Source organism: Planotetraspora kaengkrachanensis, from assembly GCF_016862895.1.
Lineage (GTDB): Bacteria > Actinomycetota > Actinomycetes > Streptosporangiales > Streptosporangiaceae > Planotetraspora > Planotetraspora kaengkrachanensis.
Map to the genome: position 1 here is coordinate 66,260 of NZ_BONV01000051.1, position 24,320 is coordinate 90,579.

The window sequence follows — 24,320 nt, forward strand, 5'->3', positions numbered from 1 at the left end:
ACGGACATTAACTGATTTCTTGCGAAAATAGGGTCTTTTTACGCGAGGAGCTCCGTGTAGATCTCCTCGAACCGGTCGAGAGATCGCTGGTGGTCGTGGGTGGCGGCGATGGCGAGGCTCGCTCTGGACATGGTGGCGTGTGTCTCGGCGGACGTCAGGATGGCGACCAGATGCCTGGCCATCTCCTGGGCGTCGCCCGGCCGGTAGAGGAAGCCGTTGCCGGACACGAGATGGGGCAGCGCCATGGCGTCGGCCGCCACGACGGGCAGCCCGGCGGCCATCGCCTCGAGCGTCGCGATGCTCTGCAGTTCGGCGACGCCCGGCATGGCGAACACGTCGGCCGCCGAGTAGACCTGCGGCAGGTCGGCGTCGGGGATGAACCCGAGGAAGCGGACACGCTCGCCCACCCCGATCCGGGCGGCGAGCCGTTCGAGGTCCTGGCGCCTCGCGCCGGTGCCGACCAGCACCGCCTGGGCGTCGACGTGGTTCAGCACGTGCGGCAGGGCCCGGATCAGGTCCTCGAGCCGCTTCTCCTCGTCAAGACGGCCGACGAACAGGACGGTCGGCCGGTCGGCGACGCCGAACCGCCGCCGCGCCCACTCCTGCGGCTGGCGCTGGAACCGCTGCAGGTCGATGCCGCAGGAGACCGCCTCCACCTCGTGCGGAAACCCCTTGTCGACCAGCAGCCGGGCGGCGATCCGCGTGGGCGTGGTGACCCGGTGGGCGCGGGCGAAGACCCGGGCCAGGTCCTGCCAGGCCAGATGCCCGGCGCGGGCCCGCAGCGCACCCGGGACGCGGGCGAACTGGAAGAGGTTGTCAGGCATGAAGTGGTTGGTGGCCACCACGGGCAGGCCCGCCCGGCCCGCCGCCCCGAGGGCCGCCCGGCCGATCATGAAGTGCCCCTGGACGTGGACGACGTCCGGCCGGGCCCGGCCGATCAGGTGCTCCATCGTCCGCTTCAGACCCGGAGGAAGGGTGATCCGCATCGTCGGATGCACCGGCAGCCGGGCCGACCACAACCGGTGGACCACCACACCGCCCACGACCTCCGTACGCGGACGGCCCTCGTCGGACGAGCACACCACGTGGACGTCGGCGCCACGCGCGACCAGCCCGTCCGCGAGGCGGTGGGTGAAGTACGAGGCGCCGTTCACGTCGGGCGGGTAGGTGTCGGTGGCGATCAGCACCCGGCGGCGGCGCGCGGGGGCCGCGGCCACGGCGAGGGACGGCTGCGCTCCTGCGGGGTCCGGGCTTGAGGGGGCGGGGACGGCGTTCATCGGGCTCCGATCTGCGTCATCCGGTGCGGGGGGTCGTCCGGTGCGGGGTGCATTCCAGGGTTCATCCGGTGAGAGGGCTGGTCCGGGCGAGTGCGACGGTTCCGGCTCCGGCGATCAGGGCCGCCACCACCGCGGCCGTCAGATTCGTCGGCAGGGGCTCGCCGAGCAGCAGGGCCCCGCAGGCGACCGCGGTGACCGGGTCCGTCAGCTGCAGGGTGGCGTAGGCGACCGCGAAGTGGCGGCCGGCGTAGGCCCGTTGCAGCAGGCCGAGCGCCGCCAGCACGGGGATCGGCATGACGGCGAGCAGCCAGAGGTGCTCCCCGTCACCGTCGACGATCACGCGGGTGACCGTCGCGCACGAGCCGTACATCACCCCCGCCGCCACCGCGAGCAGCGCCGTACGGCCGGCGCCGCCCATGCTCGTGGCCAGCCCGAAGCAGACGAGGGCCGCGAGAACGGCGGCGGCGAGCAGCGCGAGCGCGCCGGCGTCGTCCATGCGGGGCGTCGGCGCGGTGGCGGGGACGAGCATCACAAGGCCGATCAGGCCGGCGCCGACGACGGCCGCGGCGACGAGTTCGCTACCGGTGGGCCTGCGGCCGTGCAGCGCGGCCGCGATCGGCAGGGCGAACAGGAGGCTGGCGACGCCCATGGGCTGCACCACGATCAGCGGGCCCGCGCTCAGGGCGACGATGTGCAGCCCGCCGCCCAGGGCGACCGCGCCCGTGCCGATCAGCCAGCGCGGCCGCCGCAGCAGCCCGAGCATGCCGGGTCCGGCCGCGCCCGAGGCCTCGTGCTGCTGGAACGCCGCGCCCAGAGCGAAGAAAAGTGAGCCGAGCAGCGCCAGGGCCGCCGCGAGCACAATCATGCGCCCTCCTTCCAGCTGAATGAAGACACGGCGTCATGGCCGAAATGCCTCATGTCAGCGACTGGAGGTCGAACGCGGGACTAATGCCCGCCGCGCGCGGGGCCGATCAGCTCAACTTCGGCTGACCTTCAGCGGGTGGTCGGCTCGCCGTCGACTGGTCGACAGACGGTTCTCCCACGGGGACCGGATCCGGCTCAGGTCATCGTCCTGCCGCCGTTGACGGCGAGACGCTGTCCGGTGATGAACCGGGAACCGGGGGAGGCGAGGAAGGCGACGGCCTCGGCCACGTCGATGGGCACGCCCATGTGGCCGAGAGGCAGGTGCGTGATGTACTCCTCGTACTCCGCCGCCGGAGTGCCCTCGTGACGTTCCACGGGGATCCAGCCCGGCTCGATCGTGTTCACGGTGATGCCGTACGGGCCGAGCTCGCGGGCCCACGACCGGGTGAGGCCGTGCATCGCGGCCTTGGCCGACACGTAGTGCCCGTAGTCGGGGTTGCCGAGGTCGGTGACCTCGCTTCCGACGTTGATGATCCGGCCGGATCCGGCCGCGCGCATGGCGGGCAGCACGGCCTGCAGGATGAGCAGCGGAGCCTTGACGAAGAAGTGCAGCTGGTCGAGGTGGTCGTCCCACGTCTGTTCCTGAACCGGCATGAGCGGCTGCGGCCCCGTCGCGTTGTTGACCACCACGTCGACCGCCCCGATCTCGGCGACTGACCCCCGTACGGAATCCTCGTCGGTGACGTCGAACCTGGCCAGGCGCGCGGAGCCGCCGGCGGCCTGCACGCGCTCGACGACGGCCGAGGCCCCCGCGGTGTCGTGCGCGTAGTTGACGGCCACGTGCCAGCCGTCGGCCGCGAGCCGTTCGGCGATGACCGCGCCAAGACCTCGTGAAGCTCCGGTGACCAGTGCCGTTCCCATGGTTGTTCGTCCTATCACGCTGGTTCGCCTGCCCGGTAGGCGGGCAACGCGAGGACTTCGCGCATGGTGCATAGTGATCCGCATGGATGAGATCGCCGCACTGGTCGACCGGGCCGAGATCGAGGACGTCGTGACCGCCGTCTTCGACACGACGGACGCGAAGAACTGGGCCGTCTGCCAGGAACTCTTCGATGACGAGGTCGCCGTCGACTTCACCGGCCTGAACGGCGGGGAGCCTTCGAGGGTGACCTCCGCGCAGCTGGTCGACGGCTGGAACAAGGGACTGCACGCGAAGAAGCAGAGCTTCCACACCGTCAGCAACTACGCGATCAACGTCGACGGCGCCGAGGCCGGCGTGACCGCGAAGGGCTATGCCTACAACCTGCTCGACGCCGACCTCGGCGGGGGCATCTGGGAGGTCTGGGGCGTCTACCGGCTCAGGCTGGTACGGCAGGCCGAGGGCTGGAAGGTGACCGCTCTGGCGTTCGAGGCCAAGCACAGCCGCGGCGACGCCTCCGTCCGCACCCACACGCTGTAGGCGCAGTGCGCCCACGTGGGGTAGCGGCCCCGCGAAGGCGCGGTAGACCCGAGCCGCTCCGGCCGGACACGGCCGGAGCGCTCAGGGCGCGACGGGCGCGGCCGAGGCCGGAGTCTCGGCGTGCAGGCGCTGCAGCACCCGCCGGAACGCCCACGCCGATCCGAGGAACGCGACCGTGCTGATGGTCGCGACGGCCGCGGTCCTGACGAGCAGGTAGGTCTCGATCGACTGGTGCAGCAACAGCCAGATGCTGACGGTCGAGTTCATGAGCAGGACGAACGCCCACAGCAGCGTGATCTGCGCGAAGAACCTGCGGATCCGTTCGTGACGCAGGATGAACGACGGCAGATGGATGTAGTCGAGGGTGAGCTTCTGCACCAGCGGGCGCCGCAGCCGCACCGAGGCCAGGAAGGCCATGCTGATACAGATCGTGCCGAGTTCGGGCTGGATGAAGTAGACGACCGCGCTTCCCGACCACAGGCCGACGGCCGCGCGGCAGGTGATCGCGATCGCGGCCAGGAGCATCGTCCCCGGGATCGGGCGCCGTCTGATCAGCCGCCACAGCAGCCCGAGATAGACCCATGACACCGCCGCCACCAGCGCGCCGTTCAGGCCGAGCAGCGTAAGCGCGGCGTAGAAGACGGCCAGGGGAGCGACCACGCCTTCGAGGAGCCGCGGCACCGCCTGCTTGAGCATCGCGGTGAGCCGTGGCAGGACGAAAGGCGTATGGTTCATGACACTCCATCGGGCCGGGCGTAGGGACTCCATCTACCCGTGGCCCCTGCCGGAAACACGAGGGCTGGCCTTTACCGGTGGCCTAACGTACCCGACCCCCACATGATCCGGTGCCCATCCGGAGAGGGTCGCTCTCGCCGTCCATGCCCGTACGGCATGGCGTCGTAATGCCGCGAACGCCGCGAACCGGGCGGTGGCCAGGTCTTTACGACGGCGGGGCGGGTGTCTCCCGGGACACGGAAGAAATGCCGATTAATTTGGCGGAATGGAATCAGGCTTCGGCTACTTCGCCACCCACGACACCGTCGGCCCGGCGGCGCTCGCCCGAATGGTCGAGAAGCGGGGGCACGCGGCGCTGCTGTTCACCGAGCACACGCACATCCCGGTTCCCGAGCCGGGGACGCGGGTGCAGTCCGAACACGGCGGAGACCTGCCGTCCAAGTACTGGCACGTCTACGACCCCTTCGTGGCGGCCACCGCCGCGGGAGTGTCGACCACGCGACTGCGGGTCGGCACGGGGATCTGCCTGGTGCCGCAGCACGACCCCATCACCCTGGCCAAGACGGTGGCGAGCGTCGACCACCTGACGGGCGGGCGCTTCGAGTTCGGCATCGGGCCCGGGTGGAACGAGCCCGAGATGCGCGACCACGGCGTGGACCCCCGGCGCCGGTTCGCCGTGATGAAGGAGCACGCCGAGGCGATGCGGGAGATCTGGACCCGCGACGAGGCGGAGTACCACGGGGAGTTCGTGTCGTTCCCGCCGTTGTGGTCGTGGCCCAAGCCCGCCCAGCGGCCGCATCCGCCCGTGCTCGTCGGAGGCACCGGGCCGACCGTGTTCGATCGTGTGCTGTCGTACGGCGACACCTGGTTGCCCAACTACACGCCGGGCGTCCTGGAGCGGATCCCCGAGTTGCTCAGCAGAGCGGCGGACGCGGGCAGGCGTGTGCAGGTCTTCATGAGCGCGACCCCCGCCGACCCTCGCGTGATCGAGGAGTGCGAGCGGGCGGGGGTCGCCCGGGTCATGGCCTACCTGCACACGGCGGGGATCGACACGATCCGGCGGGAGATGGACGCCTTCGAGGCCGCCCTCGCCGAGGTGCGCGGGGAGACTCCCTAGTTCAGGGTGGCGGTCTAGTTCAGGGTGGCGGTCGCGAGCTTGGCCCCGAAGCCGAGGAAGAGCGCGCCCACCCCGGAGGTCAGGCCGGCCGAGAGCCTGCGGCGACGCCGGAACTGGCCCGCCAGATAGGTGCCGCCGAAGATCAGCGTGCTGAGGTAGACGAAGCTGAACACCTGCGCGATCAGCGCCAGGATCAGGAACGACAACACCGGGGCGCCGTACGACGGCTCGACGAACTGCACGAAGAAGGCGACGAAGAACAGGATCGCCTTCGGGTTGAGCAGGCTGATGCCCAGCGCCTTGCGGAACGGGTTCACCTGGCGGGGCGCCGCGGCGGCCTCGACGTCCGATCCGGTGCCCGCGGCCGAGGTCGAGCGCCACGACTTCCAGGCCGAGCGCAACATGCCGAAGCCGATCCAGGCGAGGTAGGCGGCTCCGGAGTACTTCACCACCGTGAACAGGATCGGGGTGGACTTCAGCAGCGAGGCGGCCCCGGCTGCCGACAGGAACATCAGCACCGAGTCGCCGAGGAAGACGCCGCATGCGGCCTGGTAACCGCGCCGCACACCCCGCTGGGCGGCCGTGGAGAGCACGAACAGCGAGTTCGGGCCGGGCAGCAGGATGATCAGAAATGTGCCGACGACGTAGGCCCAGATATTCGTGATCCCGAAGAACATCTTCCGCTCCAAAAGTTACGACATACGCCGATATAGTGCCTTACTTGTCTTGGTCTCGACAGGTGAGGGCATGTCAATGCCTATTGACCTGGTGGGAAATAACGACTGATTCTGAGCGCATGACGCTCTGGAAGCCGGATCCAACGTTCTATCCGTCTCCGCGTGACGCCGCCGCGGCCCCGGCGGAGAAGCTCGCCTACGTCGCCGCGTTCGACCGCTCGGCGAGCAGGCCCGACGCGCTGGCCGTGCTGGACGCGGACCCCGGCTCCGCCTCCTACGGCGCGGTCGTCGGCTGGACGGATCTTCCCTACACCGGCGACGAGCTGCACCACTTCGGCTGGAACGCGTGCAGCAGCGCGCTGTGCCCCTCCGCGCCGCATCCCCACGTCGAGCGGCGCTACCTGATCGTCCCGGGGCTGCGCTCGTCCCGGATCTACGTGTACGACACCAAGGACGTGGTGAGCCCGCGGCTCGTCAAGGTGATCGAGGCCGAGGACCTGGGCAAGCGCGCGGGCTACTCGCGGCCGCACACCGTCCACTGCGGTCCCGGCGGCCTGTACGTCTCGGCGCTCGGCGGCTACGGCGAGGACGGCCCCGGAGGAATCGCCGTGCTCGACCACACGTCGTTCGAGGTGCTCGGCAGGTGGGAGGCCGACCGCGGTCCGCAGTACCTCGCCTACGACTTCTGGTGGCACATCAACCACGACGTGATGGTCACCTCCGAGTGGGGCACCCCGTCGATGGTCGAGGACGGCGTGGTGGGCGAACTCCTGCTCGGGCGCAAGTACGGCCACCGGATCCACTTCTGGGACATGCGCAGGCGCAGGCACATCCAGGAGGCCGACCTCGGCGACCAGCACCAGATGGTCCTCGAACTGCGCCCGGCCCACGACCCCACGAAGAAGTACGGCTTCGCCGGGGTGGTCACGAACGTGGAGGACCTGTCGGCCTCGATCTGGGTCTGGTACGAGGACGGCTCCCGCTGGGCCGTGCGGAAGGTCGTGGACATCCCGGCCGAGCCCGCGTCCGCCGGCGACCTGCCCGACGTGCTCAAGCCCTTCGGGGCGGTGCCGCCGCTGGTCACCGACATCGACCTGTCCGTGGACGACAGGCACCTCTACGTCTCGTGCTGGGGCACGGGCGAGCTGAAGCAGTACGACGTGTCCGACCCGTTCAACCCGGTCGAGACGGGCTCGATCCGTCTCGGCGGCGTCGTCAGGCGGGCGGCCCACCCGGCCGCGCCGTCCGAGAGACTGGCCGGGGGCCCGCAGATGATCGAGGTCAGCCGTGACGGCGAGCGGGTCTACATCACGAACTCGCTGTACGGCTCGTGGGACGACCAGTTCTATCCCGACGGCGTGGGCGCCTGGATGGCCAAGGCCGACACGGCGGCGTTCACCCTCGACGAGCGGTTCTTCCCGCACGGAGACGACTTCCGAGGGTTGCGCCCGCACCAGACCCGGCTGCAGGGCGGGGACGCCTCCTCCGACTCCTACTGCTACCCGTGACGCTGACGGCGGTCATCCTGCTCGGGGCCTTCCATGGCATCAACCCCTCCATGGGCTGGCTCTTCGCGGTCGCCAGGGGCCTGCAGGAGCGCAGCCGCGACCTGCTCCTGCAGTCGCTTCCGGTGATCGCGCTGGGGCATCTGGCGTCGGTGGCGATGGTGGTCCTCATCGTCAGCGCCACCGGCTCGCTGGTCACCGGCACGGTGCTCAGCATCGCCTCGGGCGTGCTGCTCGTGGGCTTCGGTCTGTGGCACCTGCTGTCCAAGCGGCACTTCCGCTGGGTCGGCATGCGGGTGTCGCTTCCGCAACTCGCCGCCTGGTCGTTCCTCATGTCGTCGGTGCACGGCGCCGGCCTCATGCTGCTGCCGGTCCTCACGCACATGCCCGCCGGGACGGCGGCGGGGGCGCACCACCACGGCGGCGGCGCTCTGACGGGCGGCATGGTCGTCGCGGGGATCCACACCCTGGCCATGTTCGTGACGGCCACGATCATCGCCCTCGTCGTCTACGAGTTCGCCGGGCTCACGATTTTGCGCAAGGCGTGGTTCAACCTCGACCGGATGTGGGCGATCGCCCTGGTCGGCGCGGGGGTGATCACGCTCGCCACGGCCTGGTGAGATCCGTCTCCTCCCTCGGGAGGAGTCGAGATGCGATATATCTCGATAGGGTATGGGCAGCCGCCGTACCAAGGGAGGTCCGCCATGGCCCGCGCCCGAGCCCTTCGGGAGATGTTGTTCCTCGTGGGCGTGATCGAGGACGTGCGTCTGCTCACCCCGCGGATGCGCCGCGTCCGCATCTGCGGCCCGGCGCTGAAAGGCCTGTCCTGGACACCGGGCCAGCAGGTCAGAGTGCACGTCACCGACATGTTCGCCGCGCGCACGTGGCTGCGCGGCGCGGTGGGCGACGTGCTGCGCACCTATTCGATCTGGGCGGCCGACGCCGACGCCGGCACCCTCGACCTGATCGTGTTCGACCACGTGGGCGACTCGCCCGGCAACGCCTGGGCGAGGTCCGCCGTCCCCGGCCAGGAGGTCACCTTCTCCCGGCCCCAGGGCGACTTCGTCGTACGGCCCGGCGGATACCACCTGTTCGCCGGGGACGAGACGGCGTCCGTCGCCTTCGGCCCGATGCTCGGGGCGATCCCGGAGACCACCCCGGTCCACGGCGTGGTCGAGGCCGGCGCGGCGGAGGACCACCTTCCGCTCTCCCGCGACCTCGTGCGCGTAGAGCGCACGGGTGACGCCGTCCCGTCGGAGGCCCTGATCAAGGCCGTGCAGGCGCTCGACCTTCCGGAGGAGCCGGGAGTCGCCTACCTCGCCGGCGAGGCCAGGACCCTCCAGGCCGTCCGCCGTCACCTGGTCACCGAGCGAGGCTGGCCCCGCAGAAGCGTCGTCACCAAGCCCTTCTGGACCCCCGGCAAGCGGGGCATGGACTGAGCCGCCGCGGAAACGTCGGCGGAAACATCGGCTGAAACATCGGCTGGGGCGTCGGGCAAGATGTCGGGCATGTGGGTCAGCCTTCTGGGCGCGATGGAGGTCACGGACGACGACGGCGAGCGGATCGACGTCACCGGGCCGCGCGTGCGGGCGCTGCTCGCCGTTCTCGCCGCGCGGCCCCGGCAGGTCGTGACGGCCGACGCGCTCGTGGACGCGCTGTGGGGCGACGATCCGCCCGCGATGGCGGCCAACGCCCTGCAGACGCTGGTCAAACGGCTGCGGGCGGCGCTCGGCCGTCCGGACGCGGTCCTCTGGCGTGCCGGGGGCTACGCGCTCGACGTGGACCCCGCGCAGGTGGACCTCGAGCGCTTCGCCGTCCTGCGGCACGCCGGAGAGTCGGCGACCCACCCCGCCCGGGCGGCCGACGCGCTCGACGAGGCGCTCGCCCTGTGGCGTGGCCCCGCCTTCGGCGGCCTGCCCGGCCTGCCGTACCTGGCGAACGCCGCCACCTCCCTCGAGGAGCAGCGGCTCACGGCCGTCGAGAGCCGGGCCGAGGCCTACCTCGCGCTCGGGCGCGACCTCGACCTGTCAGCTGAGGCCGCCGCCCATCCTCTGCGGGAGCGGCTCTGTGCCCTCGCCATGCGCGCCCTCGCACGCGGCGGCCGGCAGGCCGAGGCCCTCGCGTTGTACGACAAGACCCGGCAGGCGCTCGCCGACGAACTCGGCGTCGACCCCGGATCCGATCTCCGCGACGCCCACCTCGCCGTCCTCAGGGGAGAGATCTCCGCCGGACGGCGCAGGCCGGGCTTTCGCGCCCCCGCCCTGCGCGCACCCCTTACCAGTTTCGTGGGACGCGGCGACGAGGTCGTCCACCTCGGCGGGCTGCTGAAGCGGTCGCGCCTGGTCACGATCATCGGACCGGGAGGTGCGGGCAAGACCAGGCTCGCGATCGAGACCGCGCTGCGCGCGCCGGCGGAACCGTACGGCGGGTCGGAGCCCGGCGGCCCGTGGATGGCCGAGCTGGCCTCCGTCACCGACGCCGTCGACGTCCCCCACGCCGTGCTGAACGCTCTCGGGATCATGGGCGAGCGCGCGGTCACGGGGGAGTGGCGGGAGGAGGCGAGGGATCCGGTGGATCATCTCGTCGCCTCGCTGAACGGCCGGGCGGCCCTCCTGGTGCTCGACAACTGCGAGCACGTGATCGAGGCGGCCGCCGCGCTTGCCGACCGCCTGCTCGCCGAGTGCCCCGGAGTGCGGGTGCTCGCCACCAGCCGCGAGCCGCTCGGAGTCCCGGGGGAGACCCTCGCCGCCATCTCGCCGCTCGGGCTGCCGCCCGCCGGGGCGACGGCCGCCGACGCGGCGGGCTACCCGGCCGTGCGGCTGCTGGCCGACCGGGCCGCCGCCGTACGGCCGGGCTTCACGCTCGACGAGGACAACGCCGACGCCGTCGTCACGATCTGCCGTCGCCTCGACGGGATGCCGCTGGCCATCGAGCTCGCCGCGGCCCGGCTGCGCGCCCTCGGTCCCGCTCAGCTCGCGGCCAGGCTCGACGACCGCTTCCGCCTGCTCACCGGCGGGAGCCGTACGGCGCTGCCGCGGCAGCGGACGCTCCGCGCGGTGGTCGAGTGGAGCTGGGACCTGCTCACGCCCGGCGAGCGGGCCCTGGCCGGGCGGCTCGCCGTCTTCGCGGGCGGGGCCACGCTGGACGACGCAGAGTCGGTCTGCGGCGACCCGGCGGAGGTGCGGGAGACCCTTCCCCCGCTCGTCGACAAGTCCCTGGTCGAGGTGACAGAAGACGGGCGTTACCGGATGCTGGAGACGATCCGCGCCTACGCGCTCGAGCGGCTCACAGAGGCGGGGGAGTCCGGCGAGTTCCACGCCCGGCACGCCCGGCACTTCCTGGCTCTCGCCGAGGAGGCGGAGCCGCGCCTGCGAGCCGCCGGTCAGGAGCGCTGGATCGCCAGGCTCACCGCGGAGCAGGACAACCTCCACGCCGCCCTCCGGTGGGCGATCGACTCCCGCGACGTGGAGATCTCCCTGCGGCTGTGCGGAGAGCTGAGCTGGTACTGGTGGATGCGGGGATACGAGGGCGAGGCGGCGGTCTGGGCAGGCCGGGTCGTCGAGCTCGTCGGCGACCGTCCGCCCGCCGGCCTGCTCCGCCACTACGCCGCGTGCCGGATCGTCCTCGCCGTCGTCCAGCTCGGCCACGCGATGGCCGATCGCGAACGGATCGGCGCCCTGTTCCACGAGATGGAGGCGCTGATAGCCGCGGCCGAGAGCGAGGGGCCGGTCCATCCGATGTTGCTGATCATGCGCGTGGTCATCGCGGCCATGTCCGGTCAGGACGAACGCGCCCGCATGCTCCTGGACGAGTACACCGTCTCGGGCGACCCCTGGCTGGCCAACTCCGCGCTGATGATCCGCGGTGGATCGCTGGGACTCTCCGACGACCCCATGCGGGACATCGAGGCCGCGGTTGCGGGCTTCAGGACGACGGGGGACCGCCGGGGTCTGAGCGAGTCGCTGCTGTCGCTCGCCACCCTCCGCGCCAGGCGCGGCGACCTGCCGTCCGAGCTCGTGGACGAGATCATCGCCGTGACCGGCGAGTGGATGAGCCCGCAGGACGTGATCTCAGCGCTGACCAGGCTGGCACACCTCAGGCTTGGGGCCGGCGACCTCGAGGGCGCGATGAGCGACCTGTCCGCGGCGCGCGCCCGGCTGTCGGACGCCATGCCGCCGCACACCCTGCTCCAGCTCGGGATCGCGGAGGCCGAGATCGCGCGCCATGGCGGAGACCTCGACGCGGCCCTCCTCGCCTACGAGCGCGTCGTGGCCCTGCTGGACGGCGTCACCGTTCCGCAGCAGGCCGCGATGGCGCGAGGCGGGTACGGCAGGGCTCTGCTGGCCAGGGGCGACCTGACCGCCGCACGGCGCGAGCACCGGGCGGCGGTCGAGGTGCTCGGCACCCAGCCCGACGTGCCCGTCCTCGCCCTGCTCGTCGCCGGCTGCGCCATGGTCGCCCTCGCGGACGGCGACCCCGAGCAGGCGGCCGTCCTGTTCGGCGCGGCGGACGCCGTCAACGACGGGTGGCGTGCCGACCCCGACGCCGTCGCGGCGATGGAGTCCGCCAGGGCCGGGGCGCGCGCCGCGTTCGGTGAGGCTTACGAGCGGGGACGCGCCCTGTCGCTCGACGAGATCCGCCGGGTGACGACGGGCGGGTGAGCCCGCGGTTCACCTGATCCTGCGCGCGTAGGTCCGTACGGCGAGCGGGACGAAGCAGGCCGTGATGGCGACGATCCAGCCCAGGGTGATCCAGACGTTCGCTCCCACGGGACCGCCGGTGAACAGCGAGCGCAGCGAGTCGGCCAGGTGCGAGACGGGGTTCAGGCGCGCCCACCACTGGAGCGCCCCCGGCATGTTGGCCGCGGGGATGAGGGCCGTGCTGCCGAAGGACAGCGGGAGCAGGACGGCCGTCGCCAGACCCTGCATCGAGGCCGCGGACCTCGCCCGGAGACCGAGCCACGCCGACACCCAGCCGAGGGCCAGTGTGAACGCCAGCAGCAGCGCGACGCCTCCGAGTGCCTCCAGCGGCGAGGTGCGGATCCGGAAGCCGACCACGGACCCGACGAGCAGCGCCACCGCGACGGTCAGGGTCATGGTGGCCGTGTCGGCGAGGATCCTGCCCATCAGCGGCGCCGATCTCGCGATCGGCATGCTCCTGAACCGGTCGAACACGCCGTTGCCGATGTCCTCGGCGAGCCGCAGGCCGGTCGTGATCGTCTGAGTGAGGGCGACCTGCGTCAGCACGCCTGGGAGCAGACGCTGCACGGCCCCGCTCTGGTCGCCGGACATCGCACCGAAGACCACGACGAAGATCACAATCATGAAGATGGGCTGGAGGAGCAACTGGATCAGCTCCCCGGGCTGGTTCCTGAGCGGCACCAGGCTCCGCCACGTCAGCGTCATCCCCTGCGCGAAGGTGTTGCGGGCCGTCATGCCGATCGCCTTTCCGCCGCGTTCGCGGCCGTATGGTCCGTAAGCCCTTCCGCGGGGGCAGCGACGAGCGCGAGGAACGCCTCGTCGAGCGTGGGCCGTCTGAGCGCGTGCTCGGTGAGGACGATCCCGGCGTCGTCGAGCCTGCGGAGCGCCGCGGGCGGCAGCGCGGGGTCGAGGACCGGCACGCTGATGACCCCGTTCTCGCCGCGGTGCGGGCGGAGCCCGGTGACCTCGGCGAGAATCCGCTCGGCCTTCTCCGCGTCGTGCTCGGGCCGGATCTCCAGGCGCCTGTCCCCCGCGCGGGCCTTCAGTTCGTCGGGGGTGCCCCGGGCGCTCACCTTCCCCCGGTCGATGAGCACGATCTCGTCGGCCAGTTGGTCGGCCTCCTCCAGGTACTGCGTCGTCAGGAGCACGGTGGCGCCCCGTGCGATCTGCTCGCGGACGACGGTCCACAACTCCGCCCGCACCTGGGGGTCCAGGCCGGTGGTCGGCTCGTCCATGAAGATGATCGACGGCTCGCCGACCAGGCTCACCGCGAGGTCGAGCCGGCGCCGCATGCCGCCCGAGTAGGTCTGCGCGGCGCGGTCCGCGGCATTCTGAAGGCCGAACCGGCCGATGAGATCCTCCGCTCTGGCCCGCGCGGGAGCCCTGCCCAGGCCGAGCAGGCGGCCGATCATCATGAGGTTCTGCCTGCCGGTCAGCTTCTCGTCGACCGACGCGTACTGGCCGGTGAGGCCGATCAGTTCGCGAACCTTCGCGGGCTCCCTGGTCACGTCGTGGCCGCCGACCCTGGCGACGCCCCCGTCCGGGCCGACGAGCGTCGCGAGGATGCGGACGGCCGTCGTCTTGCCCGCGCCGTTCGGCCCGAGGACGCCGAGAACCGAGCCGGCGCGCGCCTCGAGGTCGACCCCGTCCAGGGCCGTCTTGTCGCCGTACCTCTTGACCAGGCCCTCGGCTTCGATCGTGTTGCTCATGCCTTGAGGATCGGCGCCCTCGCTGGCAGGCGCCTGGCAGAACGGTGTCAGCGACGCGGTCGGGCTTGAGGCGGAGATAAGGGCCGCTTAAGGTCGCGCCCTTGCAGGCGGGAAAAGCCCGCGATTACGCTTCCCGCCAGTCGTGAAACCTCTGACAGAGCTCGTCAGAATTCCCTTCAGTTTGGGCCTTGCCGCCGTAAGTCGGCCGGGCTACGATCCGATCAACTCTTAGGAAACTTTCCTAAAAAAGACCTAGCTCACCTCACGAAACTGCGTCCCGTCACCAGACGCCCAGAAGCGCCGTACGGCTGGCGCCGTCTTTACTCGGCCGCCTCCGTGAGGCGTCAGCCGTACGGGTTTCCATGACCTCCCTTCTCACTCCCCAGAGGTTGTGACATGCAGATCAGGTTCGTCTGGCGTGTGCTGGCGGCGGTGGCCGCCGTCGCGCTCGCCCTCGTCGCCCTCCCCGCCCAGGCCGCCACAGCCACGGCCGTCTTCTCCAAGGACTCCGACTGGGGCTCCGCGTACCAGGGCAGATACACGGTCACCAACACGGGAAGCGCCGCGCTATCCGGCTGGACGGTCGAGTTCGACCTCCCGTCGGGGTCGTCGGTCGGCTCCTACTGGGATGCGTTGCTGACCAAGTCGGGCAACCACTACACGTTCAAGAACCGCGAGTACAACGGCACCCTCGCCCCGGGGGCCGCGGCGAGCTTCGGCTGGGTGAGCGGCGGGAACGGCGTTCCCGCGAACTGCAAGCTCGACGGCGGCCCGTGCGGCGGCGGCGGATCCACGCCGACCCCGACTCCCACGCCGACGCCCACACCCACGCCGACGGGCACACCGCCCCCGCCGTCCCCAGGGAACCTGAGGACCGCGCCGTACGTGGACATGGGCGCGTGGCCCACCCCGAGCCTGAGCGCGATGGCCTCGGCCTCCGGCCTGAAGAACTTCACGCTCGGCTTCGTGACCGCGTCGAGCTGCAAGGCCATGTGGTTCAACGCCTACGACCCGAGGCAGCAGTGGGGCAAGGACCAGATCGACGCGATCCGGGCCGGCGGGGGAGACGTGAAGGTGTCCTTCGGCGGCGCGACCGGCATCGAACTCGCTCAGGCCTGCACCGACGTGACCGCGCTGTACAACGAGTACAACGCCGTGGTCAACGCCTACGGCCTCAACTACATCGACCTCGACATCGAGGGCGCCGCCACGGCCGAGCCCGCGTCTGTCGCCCGCAGGTCGCAGGCGCTCGCCCGGCTCCAGCAGGCCCACTCCAACCTGAAGATCTCGCTCACCCTGCCGGTCCTGCCGAACGGCCTGACCGCCGACGGACTGAACGTCGTCAGGTCCGCCCGCGACGCCGGGGTCAAGCTCGACGTCGTCAACGTCATGGCCATGGACTACTACCAGTCGGTCGACTACGGCGACGCGGCGGTCCAAGCGGCCAACAGCACCTTCTCCCAGCTCAAGTCGCTGTACCCGAGCCTGACCGACGCCCAGGTGTGGCGCATGGTCGGCGTCACCCCGATGCTCGGCCAGAACGACGACGGCCGGATCTACAACCAGGACGACGCCCGCCAGCTCGTGACCTTCGCCAAGGGCAGGCACCTCGGCCTGCTGGCCTTCTGGGAGACCACCCGGGACCGCAACGCCTGCAACGGCGCGCTCTACATGTGCACCAACATCGCCCAGTCGCCCTACGAGTTCTCCAAGATCTTCGCTTCGTACACGGGATGACGTCATGAAGAAACTGATCACCCTGGGCGCCGTGGCGTGCGTCGCACTCGTGGGCGTCCTGACCGGCACGGCGTACGCCGCCAACATCGCCGCCAATCCGGGATTCGAGTCCGGCCTGTCCGGATGGACCTGCTCGGGATCGTCGGGGGCGCAGGCGGTCTCCACCCCCGTGCACTCGGGCGGCAGAGCCCTGTCGGCCACCCCGGCCGGCAGCGACTACGCCCGCTGCCAGCAGACGATCACCGTCAAGCCGTCGACCAAATACACCCTGTCGTCCTGGGTGCGCGGCAACTACGTCTTCCTCGGCGCGACCGGCAACGGCGTGAGCGCCGAGACGTGGGGCGCTCCGGGCGCCGCCTGGTCCCAGCTGTCCACCTCGTTCACCACCGGGGCCTCCACCACCAGCGTGACGATCTACGTCAACGGCTGGTACGGCCAGGGCACCTACTACGCGGACGACATCGTCTTCGACGGACCGGGCACGGTTCCGCCCTCGCCGACCCCCACCCCGACACCGACGCCCACCCCGACACCGACGCCGACACCGACCGGGCCGCCCCCGAACCCGGGCGCCATCACCTTCGCGCCGTACGTCGACATCACGATGACCACGCCGTCACTGGCCGCCGCGTCCACAGCGACAGGGGTGAAGAACTACACGCTGGCGTTCGCGCTCGGGGACAGCACCGGCTGCAACCCCGCGTGGGGCGGCACGATCCCGATCAACGACTCGAGGATCATCAACGACGTCAGGGCGCTCCAGGCCAAGGGCGGTCAGGTGATCGTCGCCACCGGCGGGGCCGTCGGCCCGTACCTGGAGCACAGTTGCGGCACCTCGGCCGCGCTGCTCGCCGCCTACAAGAAGGTGCTCGACACGGTCGGCACCAACTATCTGGACGTCGACGTGGAGGCGTCCATCGACGCCAACAAGGTCAACACGGCGCTCAAGCAACTCCAGACGGAGCGCGGAACCACCATCAGCTACACGATGCGGATCCTTGGCCAGGACTACGGCATGGACCCGTCGTCGGTGCAGATCCTCCAGGACGCCGCGGCCAAGGGCCTCAACGTCATGGTCAACCCGATGCTGATGGACTTCGGCTTCTCCGGCAACTGGGGAGACGCCATGGTCTCCGCGGCGAACGCGACCGCGTCGCAGATGAAGCAGATCTGGCCGTCGAAGAGTGACGCGCAGATCAAGCGGCTGCTCGGGCTCACCCCGATGATCGGCAAGAACGACACGGGCCAGACGACCTTCCAGGCCGACGCCCGCAAGCTCCTGTCGTACGCGCAGACCAACCACGTGGGCCGGATCGGCTTCTGGTCGGTCGGGCGTGACAACGGCGGCTGCCCGAACGGCACCGTCTCGCCCACCTGCAGCGGCGTGGCCCAATCCGCCTACGAGTTCACCAACATCTTCAAGCCCTTCACCGGCTGAGGCCTGTCCTGGACGTGATCCTTTCCGGGGCGTGATCATGCACAGGTTCGGCTGCGGGCCGTCTGACCAGCGCAAACCCCAGTCGTGATCATGCACGGATTCGCGCGAAGGCCGTACGGCCTGCGGAAACGCTGTTCGTGATCATGCACGGCCGGTCGGCGTGCATGATCACGAACAGCGGACACCCAGGTCGGCGGGGTCGGAGCCGAAGGTGCGCATGATCACGAGAGGTGAACGGCCAGGTCGGCGGTGCCTCCGCCGAAAGTGTGCATGATCACGGCCAAAGAAGCGGGGGGCGGGTGATCACTTATGAAAGTGGGTCTCATGTCTGGGCGAATGTCTGCGCCAATAACTGGACGAATAACTGGGCGAATGGCTGGGCGCGCTTCCGTGCGCAAGTGGGCGGCCGCCGTCGCGGTGGTGCTCGGGGCGACCGCCCTGTGGGGCGGCACCGCGTCCGCCGCCAACATCGTCACCAATCCCGGGTTCGAGTCCGGCCTGTCCGGATGGACCTGCGCGTCGACCGCCGCGGTGGTGTCCGCACCCGTCCACGGCGGAACCAGGGCCCTGTCGGCCACCCCGGCGGGGAGTGATTTCGCCCGCTGTCAGCAGACGATCAGCGTCAGGCCGTCCACCGCCTACACCGTGTCCGCATGGGTCCAGGGCAACTACGTGTTCCTCGGCGCGACCGGCACCGGCACGACGGACGCGCAGACCTGGGGGACGCCCGGCGCGACGTGGAAGCAGTTGACCACGTCGTTCACGACCGGTCCTTCGACCTCCAGCGTGACCGTCTACGTCAACGGCTGGTACGGCCAGGGCACCTACTACGCCGACGACGTCGTCCTCGACGGGCCCGGCGGGACCAACCCGACCCCGACCCCCACGCCCACGCCGCCCGTGACGCCGACGCCCACCCCGACCCCGACTCCCACGCCGCCCACGTCGAACGGCAAGCGCCTGCTGGTCGGCTATCTCCACGCGTCATTCGCCAACGGATCCGGATATATCCGGATGGCCGATGTGCCCAACGACTGGGACTTCATCGATCTGGCCTTCGGCGAGCCGACCTCCGTCACCTCGGGAGACATCCGGTTCAACCGCTGCCCGGCCACCGAGTGCCCCAACGTCGAAAGCGACGCCGACTTCATCGCGGCCATCCGCGCCAAGCAGGCGGCCGGCAAGAAGGTGCTCATCTCGATCGGCGGGCAGAACGGCCAGGTCCAGCTGACCACGACCGCCGCACGCGACAAGTTCGTGCAGTCCGTCGGCGCGATCATCGACAGGTACGGCCTGGACGGCCTGGACATCGACTTCGAGGGCCACTCCCTGTCGCTCAACCAGGGCGACACCGACTTCCGCAACCCGACCACCCCCGTGGTGGTGAACCTGATCTCGGCCATCAGGTCGCTCAAGGCCAGGTACGGCTCGAAGTTCGTCCTCACCATGGCGCCGGAGACGTTCTTCGTCCAGCTCGGTTACCAGTTCTACGGCTCAGGCCCGAACGGCTCGGCGGATCCGCGGTCAGGCGCCTACCTGCCCGTCATCCACGCCCTGCGGAACGACCTCACCCTGCTCCACGTGCAGGACTACAACTCCGGGCCGATCATGGGCCTCGACAACCAGTACCACACGATGGGCGTGGCCGACTTCCACGTCGCCATGACCGACATGCTGCTCACCGGCTTCCCCGTGGCGGGCGGCGTGACCTTCCCCGCGCTCCGGCCCGACCAGGTGGCGATCGGCCTGCCGGCCGCGCCGTTCGCCGGAAACGGCTTCACTACGGTGGCCGAGGTCCAGAAGGCCTTCGGCTGCCTCGCCAAGGGGACGAACTGCGGCACCTACCGCCCGCATGGCGTCTTCTCCGGCCTCCGCGGGCTGATGACCTGGTCCGTCAACTGGGACAAGTTCAACGGCTCCGAGTTCTCGCGCAACCACCGGGCGTACCTCGACGCGCTCGGATGACACCCCCCACACCCTGCGAGGAACCATGAAACTACGGTCAGGCTCCGGCCTGCGCGTCCGTGCGGTCATCGCCGCCGCGGCGCTCGCCATCCTCAGCGGCATCGTCGGCGGCATCGTCGCCGTCGCACCCGCGTACGCGGCGTCCGCCACCGCGGTGTTCACCAAGACCCAGGACTGGGGCACCGGGTTCGAAGGCAAGTACGTGATCACCAACGGGACGTCGTCGGCGATCAACAGCTGGCGGGTGGAGTTCGACCTGCCGTCCGGGGTCAGCATCGGCTCCTTCTGGGACGCCGCGATGACCAGGAACGGCCAGCACTTCACCTTCACGAATGTGGGCTGGAACGGCACCATCCCCGCGGGCGGCACCGCGAGCTTCGGCTTCAACGGCGGCCCCGGCGGTTCGGGGGCGGTCCCGGCCAACTGCACGCTGAACGGAGCCTCCTGCGGCGGCGGCGGTCCGACCACGTCTCCCACGCCGACCCCGCCGGCGGGCGCCCCCGGCAAGCCGGGCAACCCCACCGTCACCGGCACGGCCAACACGTCGATCTCGCTGTCGTGGGGGGCGTCGAGCGGCACCGTCACCGGCTACCGGGTCTACGAGGGCACCACCGTGCGGGCGACCGTCACCGGCACGAACGCCACGATCTCCGGCCTGGGCACGTGCACCACGCACACCTACACGGTCAAGGCGTACAACGGCCAGGGTGAATCCGCCGCCAGCGGCGCGGCGACCGCGTCCACGACGGGCTGCCCGACCGGCGGCGGAAAGCTGCCCGGTGCGCCGTACCTCTATGAGGGCTGGGGCAACCCGCCGAACCCGGCCACGGTCATGAACGCCACCGGCGTCAAGGCCTTCACCATGGCGTTCATGCTCTCCGGTGGCGGATGCACCCCCGCGTGGGACGGCTCACGCCCGCTGACCGGAGGCGCGGACGCCGCGGCGATCTCGCAGATCAAGGCCGCCGGCGGCAACGTGCAGATCTCCTTCGGCGGTTACTCGGGCAACAAACTCGGCCCGAACTGCTCGTCGCCGTCCACGTTCGCGGGGGCCGTGCAGCAGGTCATCAACGCCTACAACCCCGCCGCCGTCGACTTCGACATCGAGAACAGCGACGAGTTCGAGAACGAGGCGGTCCAGGACCGCATCCTCAACGGCCTGAAGATCGTCAAGCAGAACAACCCGAACACCAAGGTCGTCATCACCTTCGGCACGAGCACGACGGGCCCGACCTACTACGGCACCCGCCTGATCAACCAGTCGAAGGCGCTCGGCCTCAACGTGGACAACTACACGATCATGCCGTTCGACTTCGGCGGCGGGGCGAACATGTATCAGAACACCGTCAACGCGGCCGAGGGTCTGAAGAACGCCCTGAAGGCGGCCTGGGGCTGGACCGACGCCCAGGCCTACGCGCACATGGGCATCTCGGGCATGAACGGCCTGTCCGACCAGCAGGAGCTGACGTCGGTGGCGACCTGGACCGAGATCCGCGACTACGCCAAGTCGAAGGGACTCGGCAGGCTCGCCTTCTGGTCGGTCAACCGTGACCGCGGGTGCCCGGGCGGCGGCGTGGTCTCCAACTGCAGCGGCATCGCTCAGAACGACTGGGACTTCACCAGGATCACCGCCGGCTTCTGAGCGACGGACCGGCCGGTATGACTCGGCGGCCGGTGCGACGGGATCCCCCCTAACCGTCGCGCCGGCCGCCGCTCCGCGTCGGGGCCAGCAGGCCGATCAGCATGCCCACGACCGTGGCGATGGCAAGAGTGATCCACAGGCTGATCTTCATCGAAGTCTCCCATTTGTTACGCTGGGTAACAAGAATACAACTAACCGTGACAGACGGTAGTGGGGGACGATGAATTCTGGAGCCGGGTCGCGTCTTTAACGGTTTGTCGGGCAGGCTTGGCTGCGTCATGGACTACGCAATCCCGACGGGCATCGTCCTCGTCACCGGTGTCGTGCTCGCCATCGTCGCGCAGTGGAAGGGCTGGAAGCCCTCACTCGCCGTCACGCTGGCGATCGGCGTGGGCTTCCGCGTGCTGATCCTCGTGCTCTCGGCCAAGGACAGCTGGCAGCCGATCGACTTCGTCAACAGCTTCAGACCGGCCGGCGAGGCCATCGTGCAACATCACGACCCGGTCCTGGAGAGCAACGGCGGCTGGCACTTCCTGCCGACCATCCCCTACGTGTACGGCCTGCTGCTGTGGCTGGGCATCCCCTGGGAGGTCGCCGGACGCCTCGTCACGGTCGTCGCCGACATCGTGCTGATCCCGCTGGTCGGCAAGCTCGCCGGAGGATCCGCCCAACGGCTCCGCGCGTTCCAGTACGCGTGCAACCCGCTCGCCATCCTCGTCGCGTCGGTGCACGGGCAGGTCGAGCCCGTCTCGCTGGTATTCGGCGTCGCCGCCTACGTCGTCGCGCGCGGCCCGGGCGGCTGGCAGCCGTCGGCCGTCCTCCCGTGGCGGCGGCCGGGTGACCTGTTCCGGCGGTTCATCCATCCCGTCGACGTCGACCGGGCGGCCACCTCGAGGGCCATCTGGGCGGGGCTGCTGATGGGCATGGCGCTGTGCGCGAAGAGCTGGCCGGTGATCCTCATCCCCGGCATGCTCATGCTCCTCCCGGGGCCGCGCTCCCGTCTGATCTCCCTGATCGCCGCGGGAATTCCGCCGGTCTTCTTCCTGCTCACGCTGCCCATCGGCGGCTGGACGGCCTGGGGACAACTGCCCGAGGTCCTCAAGACGATCGGACTGCGGCCCGGTGACGTGCGCCCGATCACCGGCGACTGGGGATGGACGGCGATCCTCAACGGCGGCGACTGGGTCCTGAACCCCACGGCGCTGAAGCTCGGCCAGTACATGATCTACGCCGCGGTGGTGTTCTGCCTGATCTGGTGGCGCAAGGCCGATCCCATCGATGTGACGATCGCGATCGTGCTGGCCTTCATGATCTTCACGCCGCGACTCGGGGCGCAGTACCTGATGTGGTTCATGCCGTTCCTCGTCGCGCGCCCCACCCGTTGGGCATGGCCCGCGATCATCGGCTGCGCCGCCTGGTCGGCGGTCGGTTACCTCGTGCTGACGCAGTTCACCGGCGAGAAGTGGGGCGAGTTGCACTCGCCCTGGGCGATGAGCTCGATCATCCTGTTCCCCGTGCTCATCGCCGCGATGCCGTGGGGTCGCAGGAGGTCCGACGGCGTCACGTCCATCCCCGCCGACGTCAAGGCCGCCCGCGTGGACGCCTGACGAAGGCGGCCCGCGCTATCTGACGATCAACCGGACCAGGTGGCCGTGGCTCTTGAAGCCGGGCGGGTCGCCGTCCAGGACGCCGGTGACGCAGTCGAACACGCCGGGCTCGCTCTGCCGTACGAAGAAGGCGGGCTCGGCGATCGCGGACAGCAGGCGGATCGCGTCACGGTGGATGTGCACGCCCTCCCGGTCGCCGGAGAGCGAGACCGTGACCTCATAGACGCCGTCGTCGAGCAGGCGCTCTCCGAGCAGGAGCCATTCGGACCCGCACGCACGCCGCAGATGCGGGAGCAGGTGCGCCTCAGGGTCCTCGGTCACCCAGCCGTCCCGCCGCATGGCCTCAAGCAGTCTCCGCACCTGGGGCTCCATCGCGGACGCGTCGGTGATTCCCGTCAGGCGCTCGTCGGTGTCCCATCGCCGCATGCTCAGACACTACGCGCGAGGTGGACGTCGCGCCTTCACCTGTGTACGTCCGGGCGCGGCTCCGCGGGAGTCGCTTGTGACGGTTCGGCAGGAGCCGTCGAGGGTTCGTCCGGCAATCGGCCGGATATGAGGGCGGCCGTCCACTTGCTGTCCGGATCGCTGTCGATCAGCAGCGCGCGGACCAGGAGGCTCAGCGGAATCGCGAGCAGCGCGCCGAGAGGGCCGAGCACCCATGCCCAGATGATCAGTGAGAGGAACGTGGCCGTGGTGGAGAGCCCCACGGCGTCGCCCAGGAACTTCGGCTGGATGAACGACTGGATCACGACGTTGATCGCGATGTACGCGACGATCACCAGGATCATCGTCTTCGGGCCGCCCTCGAGCAGGCCGAGCAGAGCGGGGGGAACGAGCCCGAGGATGAAGCCGATGTTCGGGATGTAGTTCGTGATGAGCGCCAGCACGCCCCACAGCAGGGGGAGGGGGACGCTGAGGATGGCCAGGACCGTCACGTCGAGCGCCGAGCAGATCAATCCGAAGATGGTCGAGACCACCAGGTAACGGCGGGTGCGGGACGTGAACGACTTGAGCGCCACGGCCAGTTGCGGCCGCTCCTTGGCGGCGGCGTCGACTATCCGGGAGAACACCGGCGCGTCCAGGCTCATCGCCAGGAGGAGCACCACGATCAGGAAGAGGCTCGACAACACCCCGAGGAGGCTGCTCAGCACGCCCTGCGCGACCTCGATCATTTTGCCCGGATCGAACGAGGACAGCGCCTTGTTCAGCTGCTCGCTTCCGTAGCCGAGACCCGCGGCCCAGTGCTGGAGATCGGCGACCATCGTGTTGAACTGCGTCGAGTACGTGGGCGCGAGGATCGCCAGTTGCGCGGCGGCAAGGGAGAGGACCGCCACCATGCCGGCCAGAACGAGCAGGACGACCGCCAGTGGGACGGCGACCTGTACCCATACCGGGGCTCGATGCCGGGAGAGCCACCCGCGAAGGGGGGAGACCGCGATGACCAGGGTGAGCGCCAGGATCACCGGGCCGACGATGGACCCGACGGCCTGAATGCCGGCCAGGGTGACGACAGCGGCTGCTGCGCCGAGCATGGCGACGAGTGCGCGAGGGATCCGCTGTGGAGGCACGTTTCGGTTTCTACCCCTTCTTTGAGGAAAGATCCGACAATTGGATCAGACGTTGGCGCCGGTCCTTCCGCTGTTTTCCAGCAGCTCTTCCGGCGGTTTCCCAGCTTGCCGTGTCGGTACGGATGCCGCACCGATACACGGATGCCAACAGCCGGGGAGGCCGATGCGTTCCTGATCCGGCCCGCGCCGTCCATCGCGGAACTCGTCCGACCCGGCGGCGCAGGGGCCGTGCGTGGCATCGGGGGTGAGCCAGGAGTCGGCTCCCGGCGTGCATCGTGTTTCGGATCAAGCTGGTCTCAAGGGCTGCTAATCTTGTGGTT

General features: G+C 70.0%; 20 protein-coding genes. 11 read left to right on the top strand and 9 right to left on the bottom strand.

From position 1 onward, the window contains the following. Window positions 1–38: 38 nt before the first annotated feature. The 3 genes from Pka01_RS37340 to Pka01_RS37350 form a co-directional block, all read right to left on the bottom strand. Window positions 39–1,277 (bottom strand): glycosyltransferase, encoded by a 1,239-nt coding sequence (locus Pka01_RS37340; RefSeq protein ID WP_203887716.1) that lies wholly within the window; start codon window positions 1,275–1,277, stop codon window positions 39–41. Between the two features lie 61 nt (window positions 1,278–1,338). After that, complete coding sequence (locus Pka01_RS37345; protein ID WP_203887717.1) at window positions 1,339–2,142, bottom strand: DMT family transporter; 804 nt, start codon at window positions 2,140–2,142, stop codon at window positions 1,339–1,341. 194 nt (window positions 2,143–2,336) lie between these two features. Continuing rightward, window positions 2,337–3,062, bottom strand: coding sequence for an SDR family oxidoreductase (locus Pka01_RS37350; RefSeq protein WP_203887718.1), 726 nt, complete (start codon window positions 3,060–3,062; stop codon window positions 2,337–2,339). Window positions 3,063–3,144: 82 nt separating this feature from the next. Between Pka01_RS37350 and Pka01_RS37355 the strand changes: the two genes are divergently transcribed. Then, the gene (locus tag Pka01_RS37355) at window positions 3,145–3,600 is read left to right on the top strand and encodes a nuclear transport factor 2 family protein (protein ID WP_203887719.1); all 456 of its coding nucleotides are present in this window, start codon (window positions 3,145–3,147) and stop codon (window positions 3,598–3,600) included. Between the two features lie 81 nt (window positions 3,601–3,681). Here Pka01_RS37355 and Pka01_RS37360 read toward each other — a convergent pair whose 3' ends face one another. Continuing rightward, window positions 3,682–4,335 carry a VC0807 family protein gene (locus Pka01_RS37360; protein ID WP_203887720.1) on the bottom strand — a complete coding sequence of 218 codons (654 nt, stop codon included), beginning with the start codon at window positions 4,333–4,335 and terminating at the stop codon, window positions 3,682–3,684. Window positions 4,336–4,600: 265 nt separating this feature from the next. On the opposite strand from Pka01_RS37360, the gene Pka01_RS37365 reads away from it, so the two are divergent. Next, a complete protein-coding gene (locus Pka01_RS37365; RefSeq protein WP_203887721.1) occupies window positions 4,601–5,452 on the top strand; it encodes a TIGR03619 family F420-dependent LLM class oxidoreductase in 852 nt (283 codons plus the stop codon). A gap of 14 nt (window positions 5,453–5,466) precedes the next feature. Here Pka01_RS37365 and leuE read toward each other — a convergent pair whose 3' ends face one another. Further along, on the bottom strand, window positions 5,467–6,129 hold the full coding sequence (gene leuE / locus Pka01_RS37370; RefSeq protein WP_203887722.1) for a leucine efflux protein LeuE: 663 nt from the start codon (window positions 6,127–6,129) through the stop codon (window positions 5,467–5,469). A 119-nt stretch (window positions 6,130–6,248) separates the two neighbouring features. Between leuE and Pka01_RS37375 the strand changes: the two genes are divergently transcribed. The 4 genes from Pka01_RS37375 to Pka01_RS37390 all read left to right on the top strand — a co-directional run bounded on the left by Pka01_RS37375 (window position 6,249) and on the right by Pka01_RS37390 (window position 12,295). Further along, window positions 6,249–7,637, top strand: a complete 1,389-nt coding sequence (locus Pka01_RS37375; protein WP_203887723.1) for a selenium-binding protein SBP56-related protein — start codon at window positions 6,249–6,251, stop codon at window positions 7,635–7,637. Continuing rightward, window positions 7,634–8,254, top strand: coding sequence for a hypothetical protein (locus Pka01_RS37380; protein WP_239116076.1), 621 nt, complete (start codon window positions 7,634–7,636; stop codon window positions 8,252–8,254). Before Pka01_RS37375 ends, Pka01_RS37380 begins: the two co-directional genes overlap by 4 nt. Window positions 8,255–8,338: 84 nt before the next feature. Continuing rightward, the gene (locus Pka01_RS37385) at window positions 8,339–9,073 is read left to right on the top strand and encodes a siderophore-interacting protein (RefSeq protein WP_203887724.1); all 735 of its coding nucleotides are present in this window, start codon (window positions 8,339–8,341) and stop codon (window positions 9,071–9,073) included. A gap of 69 nt (window positions 9,074–9,142) precedes the next feature. Further along, window positions 9,143–12,295, top strand: a complete 3,153-nt coding sequence (locus tag Pka01_RS37390; protein WP_203887725.1) for an AfsR/SARP family transcriptional regulator — start codon at window positions 9,143–9,145, stop codon at window positions 12,293–12,295. A gap of 9 nt (window positions 12,296–12,304) precedes the next feature. Here Pka01_RS37390 and Pka01_RS37395 read toward each other — a convergent pair whose 3' ends face one another. Both Pka01_RS37395 and Pka01_RS37400 read right to left on the bottom strand, forming a co-directional pair. Beyond that, a complete protein-coding gene (locus Pka01_RS37395; protein WP_203887726.1) occupies window positions 12,305–13,069 on the bottom strand; it encodes an ABC transporter permease in 765 nt (254 codons plus the stop codon). Next, the gene (locus Pka01_RS37400; RefSeq protein WP_203887727.1) at window positions 13,066–14,043 is read right to left on the bottom strand and encodes an ATP-binding cassette domain-containing protein; all 978 of its coding nucleotides are present in this window, start codon (window positions 14,041–14,043) and stop codon (window positions 13,066–13,068) included. Before Pka01_RS37400 ends, Pka01_RS37395 begins: the two co-directional genes overlap by 4 nt. A 396-nt stretch (window positions 14,044–14,439) precedes the next feature. Between Pka01_RS37400 and Pka01_RS37405 the strand changes: the two genes are divergently transcribed. From Pka01_RS37405 to Pka01_RS37425, 5 genes are all read left to right on the top strand, one after another. Next, window positions 14,440–15,780 (top strand): cellulose binding domain-containing protein, encoded by a 1,341-nt coding sequence (locus Pka01_RS37405; RefSeq protein ID WP_203887728.1) that lies wholly within the window; start codon window positions 14,440–14,442, stop codon window positions 15,778–15,780. Between the two features lie 4 nt (window positions 15,781–15,784). Further along, window positions 15,785–17,218, top strand: coding sequence for a carbohydrate binding domain-containing protein (locus tag Pka01_RS37410; protein WP_203887729.1), 1,434 nt, complete (start codon window positions 15,785–15,787; stop codon window positions 17,216–17,218). Between the two features lie 372 nt (window positions 17,219–17,590). Continuing rightward, entirely contained in the window at window positions 17,591–19,183 is a 1,593-nt protein-coding gene (locus Pka01_RS37415) for a chitinase (RefSeq protein ID WP_203887730.1), read from the top strand. A gap of 25 nt (window positions 19,184–19,208) precedes the next feature. Beyond that, window positions 19,209–20,825, top strand: coding sequence for a cellulose binding domain-containing protein (locus tag Pka01_RS37420; protein WP_203887731.1), 1,617 nt, complete (start codon window positions 19,209–19,211; stop codon window positions 20,823–20,825). A gap of 278 nt (window positions 20,826–21,103) precedes the next feature. After that, window positions 21,104–22,432, top strand: coding sequence for a putative hexosyltransferase (locus Pka01_RS37425; protein WP_203887732.1), 1,329 nt, complete (start codon window positions 21,104–21,106; stop codon window positions 22,430–22,432). A 15-nt stretch (window positions 22,433–22,447) separates the two neighbouring features. Here Pka01_RS37425 and Pka01_RS37430 read toward each other — a convergent pair whose 3' ends face one another. Beyond that, on the bottom strand, window positions 22,448–22,858 hold the full coding sequence (locus tag Pka01_RS37430; RefSeq protein WP_203887733.1) for a hypothetical protein: 411 nt from the start codon (window positions 22,856–22,858) through the stop codon (window positions 22,448–22,450). Between the two features lie 35 nt (window positions 22,859–22,893). Next, a complete protein-coding gene (locus Pka01_RS37435; RefSeq protein ID WP_239116085.1) occupies window positions 22,894–24,000 on the bottom strand; it encodes an AI-2E family transporter in 1,107 nt (368 codons plus the stop codon). Window positions 24,001–24,320 lie beyond the last annotated feature (320 nt).

Excerpts from the sequence above, each read along its gene's own strand:
- Pka01_RS37365 (WP_203887721.1), top strand. The coding sequence starts at position 4,601 with ATGGAATCAGGCTTCGGCTACTTCGCCACCCACGACACCGTCGGCCCG.
- Pka01_RS37425 (WP_203887732.1), top strand. The coding sequence starts at position 21,104 with ATGGACTACGCAATCCCGACGGGCATCGTCCTCGTCACCGGTGTCGTG.
- Pka01_RS37430 (WP_203887733.1), bottom strand. The coding sequence starts at position 22,858 with ATGCGGCGATGGGACACCGACGAGCGCCTGACGGGAATCACCGACGCG.
- Pka01_RS37390 (WP_203887725.1), top strand. The coding sequence starts at position 9,143 with ATGTGGGTCAGCCTTCTGGGCGCGATGGAGGTCACGGACGACGACGGC.
- Pka01_RS37350 (WP_203887718.1), bottom strand. The coding sequence starts at position 3,062 with ATGGGAACGGCACTGGTCACCGGAGCTTCACGAGGTCTTGGCGCGGTC.
- Pka01_RS37415 (WP_203887730.1), top strand. The coding sequence starts at position 17,591 with ATGGCTGGGCGCGCTTCCGTGCGCAAGTGGGCGGCCGCCGTCGCGGTG.
- Pka01_RS37400 (WP_203887727.1), bottom strand. The coding sequence starts at position 14,043 with ATGAGCAACACGATCGAAGCCGAGGGCCTGGTCAAGAGGTACGGCGAC.
- Pka01_RS37385 (WP_203887724.1), top strand. The coding sequence starts at position 8,339 with ATGGCCCGCGCCCGAGCCCTTCGGGAGATGTTGTTCCTCGTGGGCGTG.
- leuE (WP_203887722.1), bottom strand. The coding sequence starts at position 6,129 with ATGTTCTTCGGGATCACGAATATCTGGGCCTACGTCGTCGGCACATTT.
- Pka01_RS37340 (WP_203887716.1), bottom strand. The coding sequence starts at position 1,277 with ATGAACGCCGTCCCCGCCCCCTCAAGCCCGGACCCCGCAGGAGCGCAG.
- Pka01_RS37345 (WP_203887717.1), bottom strand. The coding sequence starts at position 2,142 with ATGATTGTGCTCGCGGCGGCCCTGGCGCTGCTCGGCTCACTTTTCTTC.
- Pka01_RS37420 (WP_203887731.1), top strand. The coding sequence starts at position 19,209 with ATGAAACTACGGTCAGGCTCCGGCCTGCGCGTCCGTGCGGTCATCGCC.
- Pka01_RS37375 (WP_203887723.1), top strand. The coding sequence starts at position 6,249 with ATGACGCTCTGGAAGCCGGATCCAACGTTCTATCCGTCTCCGCGTGAC.
- Pka01_RS37360 (WP_203887720.1), bottom strand. The coding sequence starts at position 4,335 with ATGAACCATACGCCTTTCGTCCTGCCACGGCTCACCGCGATGCTCAAG.
- Pka01_RS37410 (WP_203887729.1), top strand. The coding sequence starts at position 15,785 with ATGAAGAAACTGATCACCCTGGGCGCCGTGGCGTGCGTCGCACTCGTG.
- Pka01_RS37405 (WP_203887728.1), top strand. The coding sequence starts at position 14,440 with ATGCAGATCAGGTTCGTCTGGCGTGTGCTGGCGGCGGTGGCCGCCGTC.
- Pka01_RS37395 (WP_203887726.1), bottom strand. The coding sequence starts at position 13,069 with ATGACGGCCCGCAACACCTTCGCGCAGGGGATGACGCTGACGTGGCGG.
- Pka01_RS37355 (WP_203887719.1), top strand. The coding sequence starts at position 3,145 with ATGGATGAGATCGCCGCACTGGTCGACCGGGCCGAGATCGAGGACGTC.